Annotated in this window: 18 protein-coding genes; 16 read left to right on the top strand and 2 right to left on the bottom strand. The window is 72.9% G+C overall.

The window, feature by feature from the left end:
* Positions 1-72: 72 nt before the first annotated feature.
* The 14 genes from ACZ4E1_RS19175 to ACZ4E1_RS19110 all read left to right on the top strand — a co-directional run bounded on the left by ACZ4E1_RS19175 (position 73) and on the right by ACZ4E1_RS19110 (position 17,868).
* The gene (locus ACZ4E1_RS19175) at positions 73-2,466 is read left to right on the top strand and encodes a putative bifunctional diguanylate cyclase/phosphodiesterase (RefSeq protein WP_467540573.1); all 2,394 of its coding nucleotides are present in this window, start codon (positions 73-75) and stop codon (positions 2,464-2,466) included.
* Between the two features lie 49 nt (positions 2,467-2,515).
* Positions 2,516-3,010, top strand: coding sequence for a cupin domain-containing protein (locus ACZ4E1_RS19170; protein WP_467540571.1), 495 nt, complete (start codon positions 2,516-2,518; stop codon positions 3,008-3,010).
* A 90-nt stretch (positions 3,011-3,100) separates the two neighbouring features.
* A complete protein-coding gene (gene gatC, locus ACZ4E1_RS19165) occupies positions 3,101-3,397 on the top strand; it encodes an Asp-tRNA(Asn)/Glu-tRNA(Gln) amidotransferase subunit GatC (protein ID WP_018531282.1) in 297 nt (98 codons plus the stop codon).
* A 6-nt stretch (positions 3,398-3,403) separates the two neighbouring features.
* The gene (gene gatA / locus ACZ4E1_RS19160) at positions 3,404-4,903 is read left to right on the top strand and encodes an Asp-tRNA(Asn)/Glu-tRNA(Gln) amidotransferase subunit GatA (RefSeq protein WP_467540569.1); all 1,500 of its coding nucleotides are present in this window, start codon (positions 3,404-3,406) and stop codon (positions 4,901-4,903) included.
* A 5-nt stretch (positions 4,904-4,908) separates the two neighbouring features.
* Positions 4,909-5,142 carry a hypothetical protein gene (locus ACZ4E1_RS19155; RefSeq protein WP_467540715.1) on the top strand — a complete coding sequence of 78 codons (234 nt, stop codon included), beginning with the start codon at positions 4,909-4,911 and terminating at the stop codon, positions 5,140-5,142.
* A gap of 16 nt (positions 5,143-5,158) precedes the next feature.
* A complete protein-coding gene (gene gatB, locus ACZ4E1_RS19150; RefSeq protein ID WP_467540567.1) occupies positions 5,159-6,673 on the top strand; it encodes an Asp-tRNA(Asn)/Glu-tRNA(Gln) amidotransferase subunit GatB in 1,515 nt (504 codons plus the stop codon).
* A gap of 60 nt (positions 6,674-6,733) precedes the next feature.
* A complete protein-coding gene (locus ACZ4E1_RS19145; protein WP_467540565.1) occupies positions 6,734-7,972 on the top strand; it encodes an SLC13 family permease in 1,239 nt (412 codons plus the stop codon).
* A 181-nt stretch (positions 7,973-8,153) separates the two neighbouring features.
* Positions 8,154-10,220: a phosphocholine-specific phospholipase C gene (locus ACZ4E1_RS19140; protein WP_467540563.1), complete on the top strand. Its 2,067-nt coding sequence runs from the start codon at positions 8,154-8,156 to the stop codon at positions 10,218-10,220.
* Positions 10,221-10,410: 190 nt separating this feature from the next.
* On the top strand, positions 10,411-12,648 hold the full coding sequence (locus tag ACZ4E1_RS19135; protein WP_467540561.1) for an MMPL family transporter: 2,238 nt from the start codon (positions 10,411-10,413) through the stop codon (positions 12,646-12,648).
* Positions 12,649-12,710: 62 nt separating this feature from the next.
* Positions 12,711-13,277, top strand: a complete 567-nt coding sequence (locus tag ACZ4E1_RS19130; protein ID WP_467540559.1) for a GNAT family N-acetyltransferase — start codon at positions 12,711-12,713, stop codon at positions 13,275-13,277.
* 35 nt (positions 13,278-13,312) lie between these two features.
* Entirely contained in the window at positions 13,313-13,960 is a 648-nt protein-coding gene (locus ACZ4E1_RS19125) for a hypothetical protein (RefSeq protein ID WP_467540557.1), read from the top strand.
* Between the two features lie 179 nt (positions 13,961-14,139).
* Positions 14,140-14,358, top strand: a complete 219-nt coding sequence (locus ACZ4E1_RS19120) for a hypothetical protein (RefSeq protein ID WP_467540555.1) — start codon at positions 14,140-14,142, stop codon at positions 14,356-14,358.
* Between the two features lie 71 nt (positions 14,359-14,429).
* Positions 14,430-17,570 carry a helix-turn-helix transcriptional regulator gene (locus ACZ4E1_RS19115; RefSeq protein WP_467540552.1) on the top strand — a complete coding sequence of 1,047 codons (3,141 nt, stop codon included), beginning with the start codon at positions 14,430-14,432 and terminating at the stop codon, positions 17,568-17,570.
* 70 nt (positions 17,571-17,640) lie between these two features.
* The gene (locus ACZ4E1_RS19110) at positions 17,641-17,868 is read left to right on the top strand and encodes a DUF6191 domain-containing protein (protein WP_467540551.1); all 228 of its coding nucleotides are present in this window, start codon (positions 17,641-17,643) and stop codon (positions 17,866-17,868) included.
* On the opposite strand, the gene ACZ4E1_RS19105 is transcribed toward ACZ4E1_RS19110, so the two are convergent.
* Complete coding sequence (locus tag ACZ4E1_RS19105) at positions 17,861-19,030, bottom strand: PQQ-dependent sugar dehydrogenase (RefSeq protein ID WP_467540713.1); 1,170 nt, start codon at positions 19,028-19,030, stop codon at positions 17,861-17,863. The genes ACZ4E1_RS19110 and ACZ4E1_RS19105 overlap by 8 nt on opposite strands.
* 73 nt (positions 19,031-19,103) lie before the next feature.
* The gene (locus tag ACZ4E1_RS19100) at positions 19,104-20,105 is read right to left on the bottom strand and encodes an aldo/keto reductase (RefSeq protein WP_467540711.1); all 1,002 of its coding nucleotides are present in this window, start codon (positions 20,103-20,105) and stop codon (positions 19,104-19,106) included.
* A 75-nt stretch (positions 20,106-20,180) separates the two neighbouring features.
* Between ACZ4E1_RS19100 and ACZ4E1_RS19095 the strand changes: the two genes are divergently transcribed.
* On the top strand, positions 20,181-21,119 hold the full coding sequence (locus tag ACZ4E1_RS19095; protein WP_467540549.1) for a 2-hydroxyacid dehydrogenase: 939 nt from the start codon (positions 20,181-20,183) through the stop codon (positions 21,117-21,119).
* Positions 21,120-21,601: 482 nt separating this feature from the next.
* Positions 21,602-24,472 carry a putative bifunctional diguanylate cyclase/phosphodiesterase gene (locus ACZ4E1_RS19090; protein WP_467540547.1) on the top strand — a complete coding sequence of 957 codons (2,871 nt, stop codon included), beginning with the start codon at positions 21,602-21,604 and terminating at the stop codon, positions 24,470-24,472.
* Positions 24,473-24,496: the final 24 nt, after the last annotated feature.

Below are 24,496 nucleotides of genomic sequence, written 5' to 3'. Positions count from 1 at the left end.
CGCCGGAACTCATCGGGAGTCAGGGGGAACGGGCAGCGGACGTGGGCACCGCCGGCTGTGAGAGGGACGGGAATGGAACCGACCGAGAGCGCCGCCCCTGACTCACGCCTGCGCCCACGCCGACGGGTGCTGCGCGCCATGACACGGCGCGCGGACGGCGACGACAGCGGTTACGGGGAGCACGGGGAGAACGATCGCGGTGGTCTGGTGAACTGGCGCAACTGGTGGCGCGGGGGCGCGACGGCCCTCGGCGCGGGGAGGAACGGGCGGGCGGCCGAGCGTGCCGTTCCGGTACCGACGGCCGGACTCACCGGCCGGGCCGCGATCGGCCCCGCCGGCATCGCACCCGGCGGCCGTGTCGGCGCCGCGACCCCCGCCCGCAACCCCCTGCCCGAACGCGCGGACGCCGCGCGGACCCACCCCCTGACCCTGCTGCCCGGAGCCGTCGCGGCCCTCGCGGCCGTCGTCGTCGGCGCCGGCTTCTACCGGGCGTTCACCGGGAACCACGCGCTCTTCCCGTCCGGCGGCACCGGCTGGTCCCTCGCCGTCCTGACCGGCATCATCGTCGGCCACCTCGTCGCCCTCGGCCGCGACCGCTGGTGGGGCGGCACCGGATCCGGCGCCGCCCTCACCCTCGCCGTCCTCCTCCTGTACGGCTGGGTGCCCGCCGCGATGGTCAGCCTCGCCGTCGTCGTCCTCGTCGGCGCGGCCCGCAGACACCGCTGGCGCCAGGGCGTGCTGCACGGCGCGATCGACGTCCTCGGGATCGGCGCGAGCGCCCTCGTGCTCGCCGCGTTCGGCCGGGTGCCGTCCGTCGAGACGCCCTGGCTGCCGGACACCTGGACCGTCGCCGCCGCGCCCGAGATCCTCCTCGCCGCCGCCGGCTACCTCCTGGTGACCCGCACCCTCCTCTGGTACGTCCACGCCCCGCACCCCTCCGGACTGCCCACGGTCGCCCGCACGGCCCTCGCCCGGCACGGCCTGGTCGCCGTCGCCCTCCTCGGCATCTCCCCGCTGGTCTGCGTCGTGGCCGTCGCCCTGCCCGTGCTCCTGCCGCTCTTCGCCATCCCGCTCATCGCCCTCGACTCCACGCTGTGGATCGCGCGCGCCCGCGCCGAGGAGCAGCTGCGCGACCCCCTGACCGGCCTGCCGAACCGGCAGTGGCTGCTCGAACGGACCTGGGCCGCGCTCGACGACGCCGAGCGGATCGGCGCCCGCAGCGCCCTCATGCTGATCGACCTCGACCGGTTCCGTTCGGTGAACGACACCCTCGGCCACCTCGCCGGCGACCGGCTGCTCCTCCAGATCGCCGACCGGCTGCGCGAGGCGCTGCCGCGCGGCGCCGAGGTGGCCCGGCTCGGCGGCGACGAGTTCGCCGTCCTGCTGCCCGTCGCCGACTCCACGACCTCCGCGACCCGCGTCGCCCGCGGCCTCGTCGCGACCCTCGGCTCCCCGCTGGACCTGGACGGGCTGACCCTCGTCCTCGAGGCCAGCGCCGGACTCGCCGTCTTCCCCGACCACGCGCTGGACGCCGAGGGCCTGCTGCGCCGCGCCGACGTCGCCATGTACCAGGCCAAGCGCGACCGTACGGGCGTCGAGGTCTACGAGTCGAAGCGCGACTCCAACACCCCGGACCGGCTCGGCCTCCTGGGCGACCTGCGCCGCGCGCTCGACGCCTGCGAGGTCGAACTGCACTACCAGCCCAAGGTCCGCTTCGACGGCCAGGTCGCCGGCCTGGAGGCGCTCGTGCGCTGGGTGCACCCCGAGCGCGGCAAGGTGCCGCCGGACGAGTTCATCGCCATCGCCGAGTCCTCCGGCCTGATGCCGGTCCTCACCGAGTACGTCCTGGAGACGGCGCTCGCCCAGGTCGCCCGCTGGCGCGCCCAGGGCCTGCGCGTCCCCGTCGCCGTCAACGTGTCGCCGCGCGACGTGCACACCCCCGGCTTCGCCGGATCCGTCGCCGCGCGGCTCGCCCGCCACGGCGTCCCGGCCGGCGCGCTCCAGCTGGAGATCACCGAGCACGTCCTCCTGGAGGACCCGCAGCGGGCCGCCGACACCCTGGCCGGACTGACCGGCCACGGCGTCAAGATGTCCCTCGACGACTTCGGCACCGGGTACTCGTCCCTCGTACACCTGCGCCGCCTGCCGGTGAGCGAGCTCAAGATCGACCGCTCGTTCGTCGCCCGGCTCGCCGTCGACACCGAGGACGCGGAGATCGTCCGCTGCACCGTCGACCTCGCCCACTCCCTCGGCCTCCTCGTCGTGGCCGAGGGCGTCGAGGACGACGAGACCTGGGAGCGCCTGCGCGACCTGGGGTGCGACGCGGTGCAGGGCTGGCTCGTCGCCGCCGCGATGCCGCCCGACGAGACGACCGCGTGGCTGCGCGCGCGGGGCGCCCGAGGCTGGCAGCGCACCCCGGCGGCCCTCCCGGCCGCCCCGGGCGACGACCCCCGCCCCCTGGGCTGACCCGCGCCGATCCGGGGTACCCGGCCGGGCCCCACCGAAGGAGTTCCCGATGTCGCTGTTCGTGCCCGACTTCGACGAGACGGTGATCGTCCGAGAGGCCGACGCCGAGGTCGTGGGCCGCGCCCCCGTCACCGGCCGCCTGCTCGCGGACAGCAGCGCCACCGGCGGCGCCCTGTCCACCCAGCGCATCACGATGAAGGACGGGGCGAACGGGGCGCTTCCGCACCACCACGAGCGCAGCGCCGAGATGTTCTACGTCCTCGACGGCGCCGCCGAGTTCCTGTCGGGGGAGCAGGTGGTCACCGGCGAGGCCGGCGACCTGATCGTGGTGCCGCCCCGCACGCCGCACGCCTTCGCCGCCGTGCCCGGCTCCGACGCCGACCTGCTCATCGTGATCACCCCGGGCGTCGAGAGGTTCGAATACTTCCGCCACCTCCAGTGCATCGCCCTGGGCGAGCTCTCCCCCGAGTCGATCCTCGAGGTGCAGGAGCGCTACGACAACCACTTCGTGTCCAGTCCGGCATGGGACGGACGGCGCCGATAGGGGCCCGAGAGTAAACCGTTTACCGGGCACGGGTCCGCGCCCCATAGGATTGGCCCCAAACCACACACTCTCACCCCAGAGGATCGCTGCATGCCTGGCATCACGCGCGAGGAGGTCGCCCACCTCGCCCGGCTGGCGCGTCTGGAGCTGAAGCCCGAAGAGCTCGACCACTTCGCCGGCCAGCTCGACGACATCATCGGCGCGGTCGCCCGCGTCAGCGAGGTCGCCGACCAAGACGTCCCGCCGACCTCCCACCCGCTGCCGCTGACGAACGTCATGCGCGCGGACGAGGTCCGTCCGTCGCTCACCCCCGAGCAGGCGCTCTCCGGCGCCCCGGCCCAGGAGCAGCAGCGTTTCAAGGTGCCGCAGATCCTGGGGGAGGACTAAGAAGTCATGACGGACACGAACATCATCAAGCTCACCGCTGCCGAGATCGCCGCGAAGATCGCCTCCGGCGAAATCACGGCCGTCGAGGTCACCGAGGCCCACCTGGCCCGGATCGACGCCGTCGACGAGAAGGTGCACGCCTTCCTGCACGTCGACCGTGAGGGTGCCCTCGCGCAGGCCCGCGCCGTCGACGAGAAGCGCGCCAAGGGCGAGAAGCTCGGCCCGCTGGCCGGCGTCCCGCTCGCGCTGAAGGACATCTTCACCACCGAGGGCATCCCGACCACGGTCGGCTCCAAGATCCTCGAGGGCTGGATCCCGCCGTACGACGCCACGCTCACCAAGAAGCTGAAGGCCGCCGACGTCGTCATCCTCGGCAAGACCAACATGGACGAGTTCGCCATGGGGTCGTCGACGGAGAACAGCGCCTACGGCCCGACCGGCAACCCGTGGGACCTCACCAAGATCCCCGGCGGCTCCGGCGGCGGTTCCTCCGCGGCCCTCGCCGCCTACGAGGCCCCGCTGGCGATCGGCACGGACACCGGCGGCTCCATCCGCCAGCCCGCCGCCGTCACCGGCACCGTCGGCGTCAAGCCCACGTACGGCGGCGTCTCGCGCTTCGGCATGGTCGCCTTCTCCTCCTCCCTCGACCAGGGAGGCCCCTGTGCCCGTACGGTCCTCGACGCGGCGCTGCTGCACGAGGCCATCGCCGGGCACGACCCGCTCGACTCCACGTCCATCGACGCCCCGGTCCCGCCGGTCGTCGAGGCCGCGCGGAACGGGTCGGTCCAGGGCATGCGCGTCGGTGTCGTCAAGCAGTTCCGCGGCGAGGGCTACCAGGCCGGCGTCGTGCAGCGCTTCGACGAGTCCGTCGAGCTGCTCAAGTCGCTGGGCGCGGAGATCGTCGAGCTGGACTGCCCGACCTTCGACCTCGCGCTGTCCGCGTACTACCTGATCGCGCCGTCCGAGTGCTCCTCGAACCTCGCGCGGTTCGACGCCATGCGCTACGGCCTGCGGGTCGGCGACGACGGCACGCACTCCGCCGAGGAGGTCACCGCGCTCACCCGCGAGGCCGGCTTCGGCGACGAGGTCAAGCGCCGCATCATCCTCGGTACGTACGCCCTGTCGAGCGGCTACTACGACGCGTACTACGGCAGCGCCCAGAAGGTCCGTACGCTCATCACCCGCGAGTTCGAGGCCGCGTTCGAGCAGGTGGACGTCATCGTCTCGCCGACGACGCCGACCACCGCCTTCGCGATCGGCGAGCGCGCCGACGACCCGATGGCGATGTACCTCGCGGACCTGTGCACCATCCCGACCAACCTGGCCGGCAACGCCGCCATGTCGCTCCCCTGCGGCCTGGCCCCCGAGGACGGGCTGCCGGTCGGCCTGCAGATCATCGCCCCCGCCATGAAGGACGACCGCCTCTACAAGGTGGGCGCCGCCGTCGAGGCCGCCTTCGTGGAAAAGTGGGGCCACCCGCTGCTCGAGGAGGCTCCGTCGCTGTGAGTGCCATGGCAAAGAAGGCCAAGAACTTCAAGAAGTCCAAGACCGGCGTCTACGTGTCGCTGGCCAGCACCGCCTTCGGGGCGATCAGCGTCGCCAAGCAGGCCAAGCTGGCCCGCAACGACAACGACATGCTGCGGCTGGTCGACGCCGCCGTGTCCGCCGCCGCCATCGCAACCGGCCTGGCGATCCTCTACCGGGAGCTCAAGCGCCTGGGCGACGACGACGTCCTGCTGGGCTGAGAGGGAAAGTTTCACCGTGACTGTCACGACTGACCTGGTGGCGTACGAGGATGCCCTCGCTGCGTACGACCCCGTCATGGGCCTTGAGGTCCATGTCGAGCTCGGCACCAAGACGAAGATGTTCTGCGGTTGCTCCACCGAGCTCAAGCAGGACGCCAACAGCCAGACCTGCCCGACCTGTCTCGGCCTGCCCGGCGCGCTGCCGGTCGTCAACGAGATCGGCGTCGAGTCGGCCATCAAGATCGGCCTCGCGCTCAACTGCGAGATCGCCGAGTGGTGCCGCTTCGCCCGGAAGAACTACTTCTATCCGGACATGCCGAAGAACTTCCAGACCTCCCAGTACGACGAGCCCATCGCCTTCGACGGCTACCTCGACGTGCAGCTGGAGGACGGCGAGGTCTTCCGCGTGGAGATCGAGCGCGCCCACATGGAGGAGGACACCGGCAAGTCGACGCACGTCGGCGGTGCCACCGGCCGCATCCACGGCGCGTCCCACTCGCTGCTCGACTACAACCGCGCGGGCATCCCCCTCATCGAGATCGTCACCAAGCCGATCGAGGGCGCCGGCGAGCGGGCCCCCGAGGTCGCGAAGGCGTACGTCGCCGAGCTGCGCGAGGTCATCCGTGCCCTCGGCGTGTCCGAGGCGCGCATGGACAAGGGCCAGATGCGCTGCGACGTGAACCTCTCCCTGCGTCCCCACGGGACCGAGAAGTTCGGCACGCGCTCCGAGACGAAGAACGTGAACTCCCTGCGTTCCGTCGAGCGCGCCGCCCGCTACGAGATCCAGCGCCACGCCGCGGTGCTGTCCTCCGGCGGCACCATCGTGCAGGAGACCCGTCACTTCCACGAGGACGACGGCTCCACCACCTCGGGCCGCATCAAGGACAACGCCGAGGACTACCGCTACTTCCCCGAGCCGGACCTGGTGCCGGTGGCCCCCGCGCGCGCGTGGGTCGAGGAACTGCGGGCCGGTCTGCCGGAGCTGCCGCTCGCGCAGCGCAACCGGCTGATCGAGGAGTGGGGCATCACCGCCCACGACATGCAGTCGATCAACAACGCAGGGGCGCTCGGCCCCATCGTCGCCACGATCGCGGCCGGTGCCGACCAGGCGTCCGCCCGCAAGTGGTGGATGGGTGAGCTGGCCCGCAGCGCCAACGAGCAGGGTGTCGAGGTCGCCGCGCTGGCGATCACGCCCGAGCAGGTGGCGCGGGTCTCCGAGCTCGTCTCCAAGGGCGACCTCAACGACAAGCTGGCCCGCCAGGTCATCGAGGGCGTCCTCAAGGGCGAGGGCACCCCGGACGAGGTCGTCGAGAAGCGCGGCCTCAAGGTCGTCTCGGACGAGGGCGCGCTGTCCACGGCCGTCGACGAGGCCATCGCCGCGAACGCCGGTGTCGCGGACAAGATCCGGGGCGGCAAGGTCGCCGCGGCCGGAGCGCTCGTCGGCGCCGTCATGAAGGCGACTCGAGGGCAGGCCGACGCGGCCCGCGTCAAGGAACTGATCCTCGAGAAGCTGGGCGTCACCGAGGGCTAGAGCCGCAGGTGGGGGCCGGGCACGCCCGGCCCCCACCGAAGCCGCACCGGGCAACCCACCTTGATACTCATCTCAGTAGCCCTCCTGGCCGCCACCCTGGTGTTCGCGGTGGTCAAACCCCGCGCCTGGCCGGAGGCCGTCGCCGCCGTACCCGCCGCGGCCGTCGCCGTCGCCGTCGGCGCCGTCACCCCGCAGCACGCCTGGTCCGAGACGAAGGACCTGCTCCCCGTCGTCGGCTTCCTCGCCGCGATCCTGCTCCTGGCCCAGCTCTGCGCCGACGACGGACTCTTCCGCGCCGCCGGTGACGCCGTCGCCCGGGCCTGTCACGGCAGCCCCACGCGCATGCTCGGCGGTGTCTTCGCCGTCGCCGCGGTCATCACCGCCGTGCTCAGCCTGGACGCCACGGTCGTGCTGCTCACCCCGGTCGTGTTCGCGACAGCCGCCCGGATCGGAGCGCGCCCCCGCCCGCACGTCTACGCGAGCGCCCACCTCGCCAACTCCGCGTCGCTGCTGCTGCCCGTCTCCAACCTCACCAACCTGCTGGCCTTCACCGCGAGCGGGCTGACCTTCACCCGGTTCGCCGGGCTGATGACCCTGCCCTGGCTCGTCGCGATCGGCGTCGAGTACGCCGTGTTCCGGCGGTACTTCGCCGCCGACCTCGCCACGTACGCCCACGAGCCGAAGGACGAGGAGGCGCCCGGCGTCCCCCGCTTCACGCTCGTCGTGCTGGGCCTGACGCTCGCCGGGTTCGCCGTGGCCTCCTTCGCGGGGGCCGAGCCCCTGTGGGCGGCGCTCGCGGGCGCCGCGGTGCTCGGGGCGCGCTCGCTCGCCCGCCGCCGCAGCACCCCGCGCGAACTCCTCACGGCCGCCAACCTGCCGTTCTGCGTCTTCGTCCTCGCGCTCGGCATCGTCGTCAAGGCCGTCGTCGACAACGGCCTCGGCGACGCCATCGCCCACGTCCTGCCCGACGGCACGTCCCTGGTCGCGCTGCTCGCGATCGCGGGCGTCGCCGCGCTGCTCGCCAACCTCATCAACAACCTGCCGGCCGTGCTCGCGCTGCTGCCGGTCGTCGCGCCCGCGGGCCCCGGGCCGGTCCTCGCCGCGCTCATCGGCGTCAACGTCGGCCCCAACCTCACGTACGTGGGCTCGCTCGCGACCCTGTTGTGGCGGCGCATCGTGCACGCGCACGGGACCGAACCGGAGCTGGGGGAGTTCACCCGGCTCGGCCTGCTCACCGTCCCCGCGACACTCCTCGGCTCGACGCTCGCGCTGTGGGCCTCCCTCGCCGTACTCGGCTGAGGTTCCGTTTCGCGGGGAAGGTCGCAGAGGCCGGAGTTGGACCTTTGTGACGGACTGTTGGACGTTTACGCCGCGGCCTGTTCTCGTACTTCCCTGCGCCATCCGGCGTCGCTAGCGTCCCCGCCGAACCACTCAATGGGTCGCCCGCAGACCATTGCGGCCCCTTACGTTCGGAGGTCCCGTGTCCCCGGAGCTCTCGCGCAGACGCCTCATGGCCCTCGGCGGAGGCGCGCTCGGCGCAGCCGCCGCCGGCTCCTTCCTGCCGCCGTCGCTGCAACAGGCCCTCGCCGCCCAGGCCGAGGCCGGCGCGCCGCCGCAGGGCGGACTCGACGCCATCGAGCACGTCGTGATCCTCATGCAGGAGAACCGGTCCTTCGACCACTACTTCGGCACCCTGCGCGGCGTCCGGGGCTTCGGCGACCGCAACGCGATCACGCTGCCGAGCGGCAAGAGCGTCCTGGAGCAGCCCGGCGCGCTGCGCACCGTCCTGCCGTTCCCGGTCCGCGAGGCCGCCGCGGCCCAGAAGAAGGACCTCCAGTACATCGGCGCCCTCGACCACTCCTGGAGCGGTGGCGCCAAGGCCTGGAACAAGGGCTGGCACGACGGCTGGATCACCGCGAAGACCGCGGCCACGATGGCGTACTACACGCGCGAGGACATCCCGCTGCACTACGAGCTCGCCGACACCTTCACCGTCTGCGACGCCTACCACTCCTCCATCCACAGCTCCACCAGCCCCAACCGCAACCACCTGTGGAGCGGCAAGACGGGCAACGAGGCGAACGGCAAGCGGGCCGTCGGCAACGACGCCTACAACGAGGGCACCCACCCCGGGTACGACTGGGGCACGTACGCCGAGCGCCTGGAGCAGGCGGGCGTGAGCTGGCAGACGTACACGGAGTGGGAGAACTTCACCGACAACCAGATCGAGTTCTTCACCACCTTCAAGGCCATCGCCCGCAAGGTACTCGCCGGTACCGGGCTCACCTTCATGGAGGCCTTCTACGCCAAGGTGCGCGACGCGAAGGACGACGCCGAGCGCGACGCGCTCCTCGCCACCCTGGACAAGGGCGTCGCGACGCTCGACAAGAAGGAGCGCTCGCTGTTCGAGCGGGCCCTGCGCCGCGTCCCCACCGGGAAGCTCGCCGACACCTTCGCCGCCGACGTCGCCGCCGGCACGCTGTCCCGGGTCTCCTACCTGGTGCCCTCCGCCGTCGACTCCGAGCACCCCTCCGTGTCCTCGCCCATCCACAGCGCGACCATCGTCTACAAGGTCCTCGACGCGCTCGCCTCGCACCCCGAGGTGTGGAAGAAGACGGCCGTCTTCATCAACTACGACGAGAACGACGGCTTCTTCGACCACGTGCCGCCGCCCGTCCCCGGCCCGGACGTCACCGAGGAGCACTGGCAGGGCCTGCCCACCGGCCTCGGCGTCCGCGTGCCGATGCTCGTCGTCTCGCCGTGGACCGTCGGCGGCTACGTCTGCTCCGAGGTCTTCGACCACACCTCCGTCGTCCGCTTCCTGGAGCGCTGGACGGGCATCCGCGAGCCCAACATCGGCGACTGGCGCCGCCAGGTCACCGGCGACCTCACCGGCGCCTTCGACTTCCACCGCACCGCCCGGCAGCCGTCCGTCGAGCAGCCCGGACCCGTGCCCGCGTTCAGCGGACGCTGGGCCCCGCAGCCGCCCGCGCCCGCGCAGCAGGCCGTGCCCGAGCAGGAGCCGGGCACCCGGCCCTCCCGCCCCCTCCCGTACCAGCCGGACGCCCACGCGCGCGTGCGGGACGGCAGGCTCACCCTGAGCCTCAGCAACACCGGAAGCGCCAGCGCGCACTTCGCCCTGTACCCGTACGCCGGGGAGGCCGCGGCGCCGCTCCACTTCGACGTCGTGCGCGAGCAGACCGTGCCCGTCGGCGCGGACGGGGCCGCCGCGTACGACTTCGTGGTGACCGGGCCCAACGGCTTCCGGCGTGAGTTCCGCGGTCGCGCCGACTCCGGCGCCGACGTCACGACGACCGTCGACGGACGCGCACGCGTGCTGCGGATCCGGCTGCGCGCCACGGGCACCACGCCGCAGGCGTTCACCGTGGGCGAGCGCACGGTCACCGTGCAGGCCGGCCGGACCGTCACGGTCGTCCACGAGACCGCCGACGCGCACGGCTGGTACGACGTCGAGATCACCGCCGACGGCTTCCACCGGCGCCTCATGGGCCACATCGAGAACGGGCGCCCCAGCGTGTCCGGATGACGCCCCGCCGATACCCCCGAGCGTGTGGGATATCCCTGTGAGTAAGCCCACGAAAGCGACAAAGGATCTCCTCGGCCTGTAAGAGTGGCTGCTCCTTGCTCATGTGTTCTTTGCGGGCTGTTCACCTTTAAACGGCGCTTATGCGGCTGTTCCCGGTCAAAGATCCATCCATCACCCAGGGAGCATGTCCGTGGCCGCACTCGCACGCTGGTGTGTCCGGCATCGGCTCGTGGTCGTCCTGCTGTGGCTGCTCGCCCTCGGGGGCACCGCCGCTGCCGCGACCGCCGCCGGTTCCGCGTACTCGAACGACTACGAGGCACCCGGCACCGAGTCCGGCCGCGCGACCCAGCTGCTGAACGAGAACTTCCCGGCGCTCGGCGGCGACAGCGACACCGTCGTCTGGCACATCAAGGACTCCACCGTGCGGGCCGCGGACGTCGAGACCGCGATGAGCAACACGCTGAGGCAGATCGGCGACCTGCCCGGCGTCTCCGCCGTCGCCTCGCCCTACGAGGCCGACTCCGGCGGAGCCGCCGGGATCAGCGCCGACGGCCGCACCGCGTACGCCACCGTCAGCTTCGACCAGCAGTCCGACGACCTGCCCGTCAGCCAGGCGAAGGCCGTCGTCGACACCGCCCGCGCGGCCGAGCACCACGGGCCCGACGGACTCCAGGTCGAACTCGGCGGCAGCGCCGTCTCCCTCACCGAACCCACCTCCGCCCATGTGTCGGAGATCGTCGGCGTCGTCGTCGCGGCCGTCGTCCTGCTGCTCGCCTTCGGCTCCATGGCCGCGGCCATGCTGCCCATCGCCACCGCCCTCGTCGGCGTCGGCACCGCCTACGCGGGCATCGTGCTGCTCGGGCACGCCATGACCGTCGCCGACTTCGCGCCGATGCTCGGCATGCTCGTCGGCCTCGGCGTCGGCATCGACTACGCCCTGTTCATCGTGACCCGCCACCGCAAGGGCCTCAAACAGGGTCTGTCCGTCCCGGAGGCCGCCCAGCGGGCCGTCTCCACCACCGGCCGCGCCGTCGTCTTCGCCGGCGCCACCGTCTGCATCGCCCTGCTCGGCATGCTGATCCTGCGACTCAGCTTCCTCAACGGCGTCGCCATCGCCGCGTCGCTCACCGTGCTGCTCACCGTCGCCGCCTCCGTGACCCTGCTGCCGGCCCTGCTCGCCCTCATCGGCCCGCGCGCCCTGTCCCGCCGCGAACGGCGCCGCCTCGCCGAACACGGCCCCGCCCCCGAGATCCCGACCGGGCTCGCCGCCCGCTGGGCCGCCTTCGTGGAGCGCCACCCCAAACTGCTCGGCGGTCTCGCCCTCGGCCTGATCACCGTCCTCGCACTCCCCACCCTCTCCCTCCACCTCGGCACCTCCGACCAGGGCAACAACCCGAGGTCGAGCACCACCCGGCAGGCCTACGACCTGCTCGCCGACGGCTTCGGCCCCGGCATGAACGGGCCGCTCACCCTCGTCACCGAGGTCGACGGCGCCCAGGACAAGGCCGCGCTCACCCACCTCGCGCACGAGCTGCGGACCACCGACGGCGTCGCCTCCGTCTCGCAGATCACCTACAACGCCGACGACAGCGCCGCGCACCTCACCGTCGTCCCCGACTCCTCCCCGCAGTCGCAGCAGACCAGCGACCTCGTCGACCGGCTGCGCGCCGACGTCGTCCCCGAGGCGCAGACCGCCGACAGCACCCTGGACGTCCAGGTCGGCGGCGTCACCGCCAGCTACGACGACTTCGCCGACGTCATCATCGGCAAGCTGCCCCTGTTCGTCGGCGTCGTCGTCGGACTCGGCTGCGTCCTGCTCCTCCTCGCCTTCCGCTCGATCGGCATCCCGCTCAAGGCCGCCGCCATGAACATCGCCGCCGTCGCCGCCGCCTTCGGCGTCGTCGTCGCGATCTTCCAGTGGGGCTGGGGCAGTGAGCTCCTCGGCCTCGGCGCCTCCGGCCCCATCGAACCCTTCCTCCCCGTGATCATGGTCTCGGTCCTCTTCGGGCTCTCCATGGACTACCAGGTGTTCCTCGTGAGCCGGATGTACGAGGAGTGGCTCGAGACCGGCGACAACCGGCGGGCCGTCCGCGTCGGCCTCGCCGAGACCAGCCGCGTGATCAACTCGGCCGCGGTCATCATGATCTCCGTCTTCCTCGCCTTCGTCCTCAGCGGCGACCGCGTCATCGCGATGTTCGGCATCGCGCTCGCCGTCGCCGTGGCCGTCGACGCGTTCATCCTGCGCACCCTCCTCGTCCCCGCCCTCATGCACCTGCTCGGCGGCGCCAACTGGTGGCTGCCCCGCTGGCTCGACCGCATCCTGCCCCGGCTCAGCATCGAGCCGCCCGAATGCCGGCCGACCGGAGATGCGAAGATCCCCGAACAGCTCGCCGCAACCGGCGAAGCGCTGAGCGACGCGGCCTCGTGACCACGGGCCGCGAGTCCACGGGCCGGAGATCCGTCCGGCCCTGACGGCGACGGAGGCCACCGATGTACGAGATCGCGCTCGACGAGACCGCCCGGCTGCGGCCGCTGGAGCCCTGGCGTGCCGAGGAGTTCCTGGCGCACATCGAGCGGGGCCGCGAGTTCATCGGCCAGTTCATCCCCTTCGGCTCCACCGCCACCGACGTCGACTCCTCCCGGGCCGCCCTCCAGCGCTACGAGGACATGCGCGCCGCCGACACCGGCGCCCTGCACGGCATCTGGGTCGACGGCACCCTCGTCGGCGGCGTCCTCACCCTCAACGTCGAGGCCGAGCGCGGCAACGCCGAGGTCGGCTGCTGGCTGGAGCCCTCCGCCACCGGGCGCGGCCTCATCACCCGCGCCATGGTCCCGATGATCGACTGGCTCTTCGACGGGCGCGGCATGCACCGCGTCGAATGGGTCGCCGCCTCCGGGAACGTGCCGAGCCTGAACGTCGCCCGCCGCCTCGGCTTCACCCGCGACGGCGTCCGCCGCGAGGCCGCCCCCTGGCGCGGCGTCCGCCACGACCTGGAGATCTGGTCCCTGCTCGCCCCGGAATGGCCGAGCGCCCGCGCCGCCCTCCTCGCACGTTAAGCCCCCTCTCAGACTCCGTCCGTACGGTGCGCACCATGACTACGAAGACGGATGCGAACACCAAGGCGGACGCGCAGCCGGCCGCCCCCACCCCGGCCGAGAACGAGGCCCCGGCCGAAGGCCCGGCCGAGACCGGCGTCGAGACCGAGACCGAGACGGAGGCCCGGACCGCGGCGCGGGACGAGGGCACGAGCACGGGTGACGAGGACGCCGCAGACGCCGAGGACGCCGAGGCGCTCGCGGACGAGCTCGGGGAATCCGGTGACGTGACCGCCCCGGCGTCGGCCGGCGTCGGCCAGGGCGCCGCCGCCATCGTCTCCGCCGCCCTCGGCTTCCTCTCCCTGTCCGGCAGCTGGATCGGCACGATCGTCTCCGCCCGCGAGACCCTCACCGGCCAGCTCAACCTCTCCACGAACGCGAACCCCGGCGTCGCCGCCCAGGTCAAGGAGGGCTACACCGACGGCTGGCACGCCACCGCCGCCGTCGGCGGATTCTTCGCCCTCCTCGCCCTGGTCGTCGCCGTCGTCGTCCTGGCCCGCCCCGCGTTCGGCGCGCCCGGCCGCCCCCAGGCCGCCTGGATCAAGTCCGCGGCCTGGGCCGGGGTCTCCCTCGGCGTGCTCGGCCTGATCCTGGCCGTGGCCAAGTACACCGACCTGATCTTCGGCACCCCCGGCCTGAGCTGACCTGAGCACTCCCAGGGGGCCTTAGGCACCGCGCACCTCCCCCCAGCGCGCCGCCTAAGGCCCCCGCCGCGTCACAGATGCGGCACTCTCCCGATGTGGCACACCCCCCTGGGCGACGAAAGTGGAGGCATCGCGGAAAGCACTCCGCGAGAAACCACCGAAAGCACCGGGGAGACACCGTGTTCGAGTACGAGATCCACCAGCAGCGCGCCGTCGAACTCCGCCGCGAGGCCGACGAGTACCGCAGGGCCCGCGCCGCCGCCCGGGCCGCCCGCGCCGAGCGGGCCGAGCGCGCGGCCCGCGACTCCGGGAGCCACGAGGCCGGAGGGCGGGTGAGCACCGAGGCCCCGGGCCGCACCGACAGCCCCCGCCGCCACCGCGCACCCCGCACCGCATGAACCCGGCACCCCGGCCCGCGGAGCGGCCGGGCAGTCCGAAAACCCTTGCCCTCGTCCCGGATCAGTGTGCGATGCTCGGCGCTGTGGAGACCCGATCCGTCAGCCCGGTGTTCGTCGGCCGTGCCGACGAACTCGGCACACTCGACACCGCCCTGACCCGCGCCGCCGCCGGCGAACCCCAGGCCCTGCTGCTCGGCGGCGAGGCCGGGGTCGGCAAGACCCGGCTCGTCGAGGAGTTCGCTGCCGGCGCCTGCCGCACCGGCGCCGTCGTCGTCACCGGCGGCTGCGTCGAGATCGGCGCCGACGGCCTGCCCTTCGCCGCGTTCTCCACCGCCCTGCGCGCGCTGCGCCGTGCCCTGCCCGACGAGGTCGACGAGGCCGCCCAGGGGCGCGAGGACGAACTGTCCAGAGTGCTCCCCGAGTTGGCCGACCGCCCGGCCGACTCGGGCACCGCCGGGGGACCCGCGGCCGACCAGCGCGGACGTGACGGCCACGGCGACGAGACGGCCACCGCCCGTCTCTTCGAACTCACCGTCCGCCTCCTCGAACGCGTCGCCGCCGACCGCACCGTCGTCGTCATCCTCGAAGACCTGCACTGGGCCGACGCCTCCACCCGGCACCTCCTCTCCTACCTCTTCCGCACCCTGCGCGGCGGTCGCCTCGTCGTCGTCGCCACCTACCGCTCCGACGACGTGCACCGCCGCCACCCGCTGCGCCCCCTGCTCGCCGAACTCGACCGGCTGCGCACCGTCACCCGCGTCGAACTCGGCCGGCTCAACCGCGCCGAGGTCGCCCGCCAGATCGCCGGAATCATCGCCGACGAACCCCAGCGCACGGTCGTCGACGACATCTTCCGCCGCTCCGACGGCAACGCCTTCTTCGTCGAGGAACTCGCCGTCTCCGCCGCCCAGGGCTGCGCCACCGGCCTCACCGACTCCCTGCGCGACATCCTCCTCGTCCGCGTCGAGTCCCTCCCCGAGCCCGCCCAGGGCATCGCCCGGATCTGCGCCGAAGGCGGCTCCACCGTCGAGTACGCGCTGCTCGCCGCCGTCGCCCGGCTCGGCGAGGACGAACTCATCGAGGCCCTGCGCTCCGCCGTCGGCGCCAACATCCTCACCGCCTCGCCCGACGGCGACGGCTACCGCTTCCGGCACTCCCTCGTCCGCGAGGCCGTCAGCGACGACCTGCTCCCCGGCGAGCGCTCCCGCATCAACCGCCGCTACGCCGAAGCCCTGGAGGCCGAACCGGCCCTCGTGCCCGCCGACGCCCGCGTGATGCGCCTGGCCGCCTACTGGTACCACGCGCACGACCCGGCCAAGGCGCTGCCCGCCGTGCTCGACGCCTCCGTCGAGGCCCAGCGCCGCCACGCCTACGCCGAACAACTGCGGCTCCTGGAACGGGCGATGGAACTCTGGGACTCCGCACCCCAGGAGATCCGCGACCGCCTGCGCCTGGCCGACTACGTCGACGAGTACCTCGCCTGCGGCTGCGACCCCGCGAAGACCCCGCTCGGCTACCTGGACCTCATGGCCGAGGCCGCCGTCGCCGGCCGCCTCTGCGGCGAACGCGAACGCGCACTCAAGATCGCCAAGCGCGCCATCCGCATCCTGGAGGACGCCGCCCGCACCCCGGGCGGCGGCGACCCGCTGCGCGCCGCCTGGTTCTGGATCCAGCGCAGCAGCCTCATTTCCACCCTCGGCCGCAGCGACGGCTGGGACGAGATCGCCACCGCGCAGGAGCTCGTCCGCGGCCTGCCGCCGTCCGCCGTGCACGCCGAGGTGCTCACCTACGCCGCCTCCTGGGGCATGCTCCACCGCCCCGGCGCCGAAGCCCTCGCCGCCGCCGAGCGCGCCGTCGAGTACGCCCGCATGGTCGGCGCCGAGGAGATCGAACTCAACGCCCGCCTCGTCCTCGGCGGCCTCCTCGTCGACGCCGGCGACATCGAAGAGGGCTTCACCGAGATGTACGCCGTCCGCGAGCGCTCCGCCGAACTCGGCCTCATCGCCCGCATCCGCCACGTCAACGTGAACCTGCCCTCCGTCCTCGAAGGCTCCGGCCGCTCCGCCGAAGCCGTCCGGCTCTGCGACCTCGGCATCGCCGAGTGCCGCCGCTACGGTCTCACCGACACCAAGGGCTGGGTCCGTGCCAACAAGGCCGAGTCCCTGATCTCCCTCGGCCGCTGGACCGAGGCCACCGACGCCGCCGAGCGCACCCGCGCCATGGCCGTCAGCGACAAACCCCGCGCCACCGCCGGACTCCACCTCGCCACCCTCGCCCTCGCCCGCGGCGCCCTCCAGGAAGCCGCCGCCCACCTGGCCGCGGCCCGTGAGCTCTACGGCGCCCACGATCCGATGCCGCAGTACCTGCTGCCCCTCACCCATATCTCCCTCGCTCTCGCCGTCGCCCAGGGCCGCCTCCTCGACGCCCGCGCCGAACTCGACCGGCTCGTCACCGCCGGCCTCCCGCACTCCATGCAGCGCTACCTCTGGCCCCTGCTGCGCACCGCCGCCGCCGCGGAGGCCGACGCCCGGGGCCTGCCCGCCGCCGAAGCCGAGCGCACCGAGGCCGTCGCCCGCATCCGCGACGCCGCCAAGGCCCAGGCCGTCCACGTCCCCGTCTGGCAGGCCCACGAACAGTGGGTCCGCGCCGAACTGCTCCGCGCCGAAGGCCGCGACACCGCCGACGACTGGTCCGCCACCGTCACCGCCTTCGAACCCCTCGAGCGCCCCTACGACCTCGCCCGCGTCCGCTACCGCCTCGCCGAGTCCCTCCTCGTCTCCGCCGCCTCGTCCGGCAGCTCCGCCGAGGACGACCGCGACCGCGCCACCGAGCTCCTGCGCCTCGTCGCGGCCGTCGCCGACCACCTCGGCGCCCGACCGCTCACCGAGTCCGTCACCCTCCTCGCCCAGCGCGCCCGCCTGAGCCTCAGCCCCGCCCACACCGCGCGCCGCCCGGCCGCCCCGGGCGACCCCGCCGAACAGCTCGGCCTCACCAGCCGCGAACGTGACGTCCTGCGCCTGGTCACAGCCGGCCGCAGCAACCGCCAGATCGCCGAGGAGCTCTTCATCTCCCCGAAGACGGCCAGCGTCCACGTCTCCAACATCCTCGCCAAGCTCGGCGTCGCCGGCCGCGGCGAGGCCGCCGCCCTGGCCCACCGTCTGCAGCTCTTCCCCGCCCGCCCCGTGACCGGCCCGCCCCACGCCGCGGGCTGACCGGGGCCGCGCACCCTGCCGTACGCTGGACGCGAGGCTCGACCGGCCCACCTGCCCACCTGGAGGCGCAGTGTTCAACCCGCTCGAGGACCTGTTCGCCCCCAGCCGGCGGCACACCGACGAGGAACGCAAACGCCTGGAGCTGACCCGCGTCGATCTGAACGACGGGGACCCAGGGCGTGGCCCGATAGACCTCACCTCCGGCAAGGTCGTGGTCCGCGCGACCCCTCAGGAGGAGACCGAGACGACGGACGGGCCCGACGAGGCGGACCCGGACGGCGCCGCCGAGGTCAGCTGACTCTCAGCTCCAGAATCCGGTCGTCCTCCTTGCCCGGGGTCCCCCGCCCGTCCGTGTTGCTCGTCGTCACCCACAGCGTGTCACCGCCCGCAGGGACCACGGTGCGCAGTCGCCCGTACTCCTTGTGGAGGAAGGCCTGCGGCTTGTGCGCCGCCTTCGCGCCGTCCAGCGGAACGCGCCACAGGCGCTCGCCCCGCAGCCCCGCCATCCAGATCGACCCCTTGAGGTAGGCGATCCCGCTGGGGGAGGCCTCATCGGTGTGCCACTGGACGATCGGGTCCCGGTACCCGGGCTTGCCGGCCTTCCCCTCCGCATCCGGCCAGCCGTAGTCTCCCCCCGCCACGATGTGGTTCAGCTCGTCCCACGTGTCCTGGCCGAACTCCGAGGCCCACATCCGCTTGTCCTGGTCCCAGGCCAGGCCCTGCACATTGCGGTGCCCGTACGAGTACACCGGCGAGTTCCCGAACGGATTGCCCGGGGCCGGCTCGCCCTCCGGGGTCAGGCGCAGGATCTTGCCACCCGTGGACTTCTTGTCCTGTGCCAGCTCCGTCTTGTACGTCTCGCCCGTGCCCACGTACAGCATGCCGTCCGGGCCGAAGGCGATCCGCCCGCCGTTGTGGTTCGTCCCCTTGGGGATGCCTCTGAACACCGTGTCCGGAGCGCCCAGTTGCTCACCGGCCGGCTTCTTGTCGTCGTAGATCATCCGCGCGATGCGGTTGTCCGACTCCGTCGTGAAGTACGCGTAGACCATGTGGTCCGACGCGTAGGACGGGGAGAGGGCGAGGCCGAGCAGGCCGCCCTCGCCGGCCGGGGCCACCCCGGGCACCGAGCCGACGGTCGTCTTCTTCCCCGTCCCCGGCGCGATCCGGATGAGCGTGCCCTTGTCGCGCGAGGAGACCAGGAGATCACCCTCCGGCAGCGGGGCCAGGCCCCAGGGCGTGTCGAGCCCGGTGGCCACCGTCCTCAGCACCTTCACCGAGCCCTTCGCGGGCGGCGCCTCGCTCGCCGGCGCCGTGCTCTCGGCGCCGCTCGAGCGGCTCGGGCCCGACGTGCCGCCCCGGTCCTGCTTCGGCCCGCCGTCCCCGGACGAGCAGCCGGCCGTGAGCAGGAGCGCCGCACAGGCGGCCACCGCCAACGCGGGCCGCACAGCTTGACGTTGCACGATCACGATCAGGTCCCTTCGTCGCCACGGTTCTCTCGTTCATACACCGCTCGCGCCGTTCAGGTTCCCGAACTCAGTCCCATGATCCCTGCGCGGCCGGCAGACCGGCGATCTCCGCCAGGTCCGCGTCCGTCAGAACCAGTCCGGCCGCCGCCGCGTTCTCCACCGCCCAGCGCTCGTGCTTGGCCCCCGGCACCGGCACCACGTTCGGACCCTGCGCGAGGACCCAGGCCAGGGCCACCTGCGCGGGCGTCACGTCCGCGCCGTGCCGGGCCGCGACCCGGCGCAGCCCCGCCACTACCGGCTGGTTCGCCGCCATCATCTCCGCGGTGAACCGGGGGTGCCGGGCCCGCAGGTCGTCCGGCTCGAAGCCCTGCCCGGGCGTCAGCGTGCCGGACAGGAACCCGTTGCCCAGCGGCATCGCCGCGAGGAACCCGACGCCCCGGGCCCGGCACCACGGCAGCAGCGCCTCCAGCGCCTCGGTGGACCACACCGACAGCTCGGCCATCACCGAACTCACCGGGAACACCTGCTGGATCCGGTCCAGTTGGCGGATCGTTCCCGCATGCATCCCGGCCCGCCCGCCGCGCCGCGCGGCCCGCGCCCCCACCGCGCACAACCCGAGCGAACGGACCTTGCCCGCGCTCACCAGCTCCGCCATCGCGCCCCAGGTCTCCTCGACCGGCACTTCCGGGTCCGCGCGATGCAGCTGGTACAGATCGATCACGTCCGTCTGCAACCGCCGCAGCGACGCGTCGCACGCCCGCCTGACGTACCCCGGACGTCCGTTGGCCACGATGTGCTGCTCGCCCACGAGCAGCCCCACCTTCGTCGAGACGAACGCGTCCGCCCGCCGCTCCTTCAACACCCGCCCGAGCAACAGCTCGTTGGTGAACGGCCCGTACATGTCGGCGGTGTCGAGAAGCGAACACCCCCGGTCCAACGCGGCGTGCACGGTCCGCAGGGATTCCTCGCCGCGCTGCCGCGAGCCGGTGTAGGCCCAGCTCATCGGCATACAGCCCAGTCCGACAGCACCCACCTCGAGCGCCGCCGCGCCGATCGCCTTGCGCTCCACCTGCCCGTGACCCTCCCTGTCTTCGGCCACCAACCTAACCTCTGCCTCCCGGCACGTCTGACATAGCCTCCTGACATGACTGGTGATGTGTGGCTGCCGTTCCCCGCCGACGAGATCCCGGGCCTCCCCGAGGGCCTCGACTACCGCTTCTGGAACGGTGAACCGGACTTTCCCGCCGATCCCGCCGACTGTGCCTTCTACGTCGTCCCGTACATGAAGCCGCCGGGCGTCGGCACCCGGCCGATGCCGCGGATGACCTCGCTCCGCGCCGTGCAGACCCTGTCCGCCGGCGTCGACCACGTGCAGGCGGGACTTCCGCACCTGCCGCCCGGCGTTCAGCTGTGCAACGCGCGCGGGGTGCACGACGCCAGCACCGCCGAGCTCGCGCTCACCCTGATCCTCGCCTCGCTGCGCGGGATCCCCGACTTCGTGCGCGGCCAGGAACGCGGCGAGTGGCGCGGCGGGTTCCGGCCCGCGCTCGCCGACAAGAACGTCCTGATCGTCGGGTACGGCGCGATCGGGTCAGCCGTCGAGGACCGGCTCGTGCCCTTCGAGGTCGCGCGGGTGGCGCGCATCGCGCGCTCCGCCCGCACCACCGAACGCGGCCCCGTGCACCCGCTCACCGAGCTGCCCGCCCTGCTCCCCGAGGCCGACGTCGTCGTCGTGGTCACCCCGCTCACGGAGGACACCCGAGGCCTCGTGAACGCGGACTTCCTGTCCCGGATGAAGGGCGGCGCCCTGCTCGTCAACGTCGGGCGCGGTCCCGTCGTCGACACCGAAGCGCTGCTCAAGGAGCTGGAGAGCGGTCGCATCACGGCGGCGCTCGACGTCACCGATCCCGAACCGCTGCCCCGGGAGCACCCGTTGTGGCAGGCTCCGGGAGTGCTCATCTCGCCGCACGTGGGCGGACCCACGTCCGCCTTCCTGCCGCGCGCGAAGCGGCTGATGGCCGCGCAGCTCACGCGGTTCGCGGCGGGGGAGCCGCTGGAGAACGTCGTCTTCACCACCGGCTGACCCCGGCTGACCCCGGCCGGCCCGAGCGGCCCCGTCCGTCTCACCGGTCGTCCCGAGCACCATCGGCCCCACGGGCAACTCCCGTGCGGCCGCTCGCCGTCGGGCGTACACGCTCCGCGCCCGCCCGGCTCCGCCCCGTGCGCGCATCGCCGCTGGTCGTCACGGAGAGTAGAGAGACTATGTCCCTGAGTGACGAGTCTGGTGTATCGTCCCGACTGGGGCAGCGCCGTGCGGCATGCGGCGCCGGGGACGAGTGACGGACTGCGAGGGGGGCGACGGGCGATGTACGGCCTATGGGCGAACGATCCGACGCGGCGGGGTCGCCGACGGCGGCCCTCCAGCACACCCCTGCACGGGCGAAGTCAGGCCTGTCGCACGAAGCCTGCGTGCCGCGGCAGCCTGCGCCCGGGCCGCCGGCGCCACCCGCACCCGGGCCCGGGCCGGAGCGACGCCGGCCCGACCCGACGGGCCGAGGCGGCCCGGTGACCGCCCACCCGTCGCCGCCGACCACGCTGGGCGCCGCACTGCACCCCGGCGCACCGCTTCCGGCCCGTGCCCCGGAGCGGGGCCGCGTCATGGGTGTCCAACTGGCGCTCGCCCTCGTCTGCGCGGCCTTCGCCACGGGATCACTGCTGGGCTGGGGCTCCGAGCGAGTGGCCCTGTTCATGGGCGACTTCGGCCTGAGCCTCGCCGCGGGCACCGCCGCCGTGTCGAACTTCCTTTACGCGCGCAGCCGCCACAGCCGCTTCAAGCCCGCCTGGCTGCTCTTCGCCCTCTCCTCCCTCATGGCCTCGCTGGGGAACGGGGTGTGGGGCTGGTACGAGTTCGTCCTGCGGATCGACGTGCCGACCCCGAGCCTCGCCGACCTGTTCTTCCTCTGCTTCGCACCGCCCGCGATCATCGGCCTGCTCGTCCTCGCCAAACGGCCCGTGACCAAGGCCGGCTGGATCTGCCTGGCGCTCGACGCCTGGCTCATCGCCGGGTCCCTCGTCACGCTCTCCTGGAGCCTGGCCCTCGCGCACACCGCCGAGTCCGAGGGGCAGAGCGTCAGCCGTACCGCGCTCTCGCTCGCGTACCCGCTGCTCGACATCGTTCTCGTCAGCATGGTGCTCGCCCTGCACTTCCGCCGCTCACCGGGCAACCGGACGGCGGTCAACACCGCGATCGGCGCCCTGGCCCTCACCGTGATGTGCGACGCGCTGTTCACCTCGCCTCTCCTGCACGCCAGTTACCGCTCCGGAGAGATCCTCGACGCCGGCTGGTTCGCCGGATCGCTGCTGCTCGCGCACGCGCCCTGGGTGGGGCACCGTCGTGAGGGCCGGGCGGGCCCGCGGCCGGCGGCGCACCAGGGCCCCGCCCCCGCCCGGTACCAGCTCGGCCACACCCGCCCCATGTCCGGCTCGCTCGCCGCGCTCACGCCGTACCTGGCCGCCGCCGTCTGCACGCTGGGCATCCTCTACAACGTGCTGAGCGGCCACCGTGTCGACCGGATCGTCCTCTTCACGGCCTGCACCGTCGTCCTGGCCCTCGTCGTGCGCCAGGGCATCATGCTCCTCGACAACATCACGCTGACCCAGGAGCTGGCCCAGAAGGAGAACCACTTCCGTTCGCTCGTCCAGGGCTCCAGCGACGTCATCATGATCGCCGCTCCGAACGGGATCCTCCGCTACGTCAGCCCGGCCGCCGCCGGGGTCTACGGGCGGGAGGCCGACGACCTCGTCGGCTCCGAGCTGGCCTCGATCATCCACCCCGAGGACCTCGGGCGCGTGGTGCACGAGATCCGCCGCTTCCTCGCGGCCAGCGCCGTCGAGGAGCCCACCACCCGCATCGAGTGCCGCTTCCGCTCCGGCGCCGGCGCCTGGCTGAACGTGGAGTCGACGATCAACCGCCACCACGGCGGCCTGATCCTCAACAGCAGGGACGTGACCGAACGGGTTCGCCTCCAGGCGCAGTTGCAGCACAACGCGGAGCACGACCCGCTCACCGACCTGCCCAACCGCTCGCTGTTCACCAAGCGGGTCGGCCTCGCGCTCACCGGGCGCCGCGCCAGCGACCGCGGCACCGCCGTGCTCTTCATCGACCTCGACGGTTTCAAGCAGGTCAACGACACGATCGGCCACCAGGCGGGCGACGAGCTGCTCGTCCAGGCCGCGCGCCGGCTCGCCGACTCCGTCCGTGCCTCGGACACCGCGGCCCGGCTCGGCGGCGACGAGTTCGCCGCGCTGATCGTGGGCGACGGAGGCCGTGACCACTCCGCGCGGGAGCAGCACATCTACGAGCTGGCCGACCGGCTCAGGGTCACGCTCTCCCAGCCCTACGCGATCGACGGGCACCAGGACGTCCGGGTGGCCGCCTCCATCGGGGTGGCCTTCGCCGAGCCCGACATCACCGCGGGCGAGCTCCTGCGCAACGCCGACCTCGCGATGTACCGCGCCAAGGCCACCGGCAAGGGCCGTGTCGAGCTGTACGCCCCCCAGATGCAGGCGGACGTCGTACGCAAGGCCGAGCTGGCGGGACGGCTGCGCTCCGCACTGCACGAGGGCGAGTTCGCCCTGCTGCACCAGCCGGTGGTGTCGCTCGAGGGCGGCCGGATCACCGCTGTCGCCGCCCAGGCCCGCTGGCGCTCCTCGCAGGGCATCCTCTTCACCCCCGCCGAGTTCCTCCGGGTCGCCGAGGACGGTGAGAAGACCGCCGAGCTGGGCCGCTGGATGCTGGAGGAGGCCGTCGCCCAGGCCGCCGAGCGCGGCCGCAGCGGGCACGCCACGCCGGTCGTCGTCCGGATCGGCGCCCGCCGCCTGCTGGACCGGGCGATGCCGCTCGGTTCCGTCGAGGCGCTCCTCACCCGGCACGGGCTGCCCTCCGGGGCGCTCGTCATCGAGCTGGCCGACAGCGACCCCAGGGTGCCTCTGGACGAGCTGGAGCGCCGCCTGACGGGGCTGCGCCGGCTCGGGGTCCGGATCGCCCTCGACGGCTTCGGCAGCGGCTACGCGGCCATCACCGCGCTGCGCAGACTCCCCGTCGACATGCTCAAGCTCGACCGCTCGCTCGTCGAGGGCGTCGTCGAGTCCGCCCGGCTGCACAAGATCACCAGCGGGCTGCTGCGGATCGCCGGGGACCTCGGTCTCACGTCCGTGGCGGACGGGGTCGACCTGCCCGAGCAGGTGGTCGCGCTGCGGGCGATGGGCTGCACCCACGGGCAGGGCATGGCCTTCTCGGGGCCGCTCGACGAGTACCGGCTGCGCCGCGCGCTGGCCTCGGGGGAGTACCCCGTCCCGGCCGGTCCCGCCGAGCCGGTGTTCGCGGGCGTACCGGCGTCCCGTTCACATAATGAGACCCCCGTCCCACCTACTTGACACATATGGCGCGCCGGGGGGATG

This window comes from Streptomyces sp. NPDC025806 (assembly GCF_055558275.1).
The sequence above is the reverse complement of the archived record's forward strand: the minus strand, read 5'-3'. Positions and strand labels throughout refer to the sequence as shown.